Origin of the sequence: Hoylesella buccalis ATCC 35310 (assembly GCF_000177075.1) — a bacterium.
Classification (GTDB): Bacteria; Bacteroidota; Bacteroidia; order Bacteroidales; family Bacteroidaceae; genus Prevotella; species Prevotella buccalis.
Genome location: NZ_ADEG01000108.1, coordinates 1 through 1,647, shown reverse-complemented (window position 1 = coordinate 1,647; position 1,647 = coordinate 1). Strand labels below are relative to the sequence as shown.

Annotated in this window: 1 protein-coding gene and 1 pseudogene; one reads left to right on the top strand and one right to left on the bottom strand. The window is 37.2% G+C overall.

Features of this window, described 5'->3' with window-relative positions; genetic code table 11:
* The coding region (locus HMPREF0650_RS11470; protein ID WP_004350970.1) for an MBL fold metallo-hydrolase at positions 1-600 on the bottom strand (600 nt) is incomplete at its 3' end.
* A 105-nt stretch (positions 601-705) separates the two neighbouring features.
* On the opposite strand from HMPREF0650_RS11470, the pseudogene HMPREF0650_RS12885 reads away from it, so the two are divergent.
* A pseudogene (locus HMPREF0650_RS12885) lies at positions 706-1,607 on the top strand (IS982 family transposase).
* The last annotated feature ends 40 nt before the right edge of the window (positions 1,608-1,647 follow it).

Here is a 1,647-nt window from a genome sequence, read left to right as displayed (position 1 = left end):
CAACAACTTCTTGCCTTCACATTCAACTAGAATTATAATTGACTGGCTATTGGGACCTCCTTCATCCATATCGTCATCATCAACATTATCTATCAAGGTCCTTAAATTTACATGCCAATCTTCTGGATAAACTCCAAGTTCATCAGGATTGTTTGGCTTATATTCATCAGCCACATCATGATCAGGTGCCAGTACACGCAGTTTCATATCCCCAACCTCTATCGTAGAGTCAAGCAATTCGGAAATGTTGTTATTCCAGCACACACCATCTATTCCAAGAAGAAGTGATGCCAACTCATTTCCTTCGGCAACAGAGTATTCATCTGTCTCTTCTTTCTTGGGGAAGTTGAACCAAACTTGTTTCAGCCTATGTGACTCCCCATTTTCTTTCATATGTTTAACCAATGCTATGATGCCAGCTATGTGGTCAGAGTCGATATGAGTCACCACAAGCAGGTCAATAATCTCATCTAGTGGTATTTTGTCATATCTAGTCCTAATGGCTATTGTAGATTTCCCACCATCAATCACAACATTTTTCTTATTGTGACTAATCCAAATACTATCACCTGTTCCCGCTTGTAGTATCTCTATGCGCATCTTTTATGTTAACGTGAGTTCAACTATTATAGGTCTTTATAAAGTTGGTAACTAGCAAAAATTATTGTAACTCTGAAATACAAAGAATTACAAGCAAAAATCACTTTGATTACTGAAGACAAAGTTACGGAAATATTCTGTATTGGCAGATGATTCTGCAAGTTTTTTAATACAATGATGGCGAAATATATGCTAAAATCGGCCAATAAGAAACAATACCATGTAATTCTACGATGTCTAAGGCAGAAGTCATGCTGAATATGATAATCTTTCACGACTCAGGCTATCGTTACCAAAAGCATTTCTATCTTGAAAAGGTTCGCAAAGCACCTACGCCATCTGGTTCCAGATGTTGTCTCGTATAGTCGCTTTTTCGGACTGGAAAAGGAGGTTGCCGTCCCTTTAGCCTTGTTATCAAGAAGATACTTTTGGGAAAATGCACAAGCATAAGTTTGTTAACAGTACATCACTTCGCATTTGTAGAAACCAAAGAATATACATTCATAAAATTTTCAGAGGTGTTGTTAAAAGAGGAAAATACTCCATGGGCTGTTTCTATGGATTCAAGCTGCATTTGATCTGCAATGAGAGAGGAGAAGTTCTAAATTTCATGATTACTCGCAGTGACGCCGAAGACTGTAGACATTTGAAATACAAGTCTTTGTGAAATTCATTTATGGCAAGTTAGTAGGTGATATGGGATATGCCAACAGGAACCTTTTCCAAAGGCTTTTCGTTGATGGCATACTGCTTATTCTCAAGTTGAAAAGCAACATGAGAGGAACACTGATGAGCATCTCTGACAAACAGCTGCTCAGAAAGAGGGCTATCATTGAGTCTTTGAATGATAAACTGAAGAATATCGCATAGGTAGAACACCCTATTCATCAGCCATTCAATAGTTTTTTGTCAATTTATTGGGAGCTATTGCTGCCTATAGTCTATTTCCAAAGAAGCCGTGTATTAATGTACAAAGGACTTTAGATACACAGTTTACTTTATTCTAAATTCTTCGAATTCACGTTATTTATACAAGCCATCTAATAA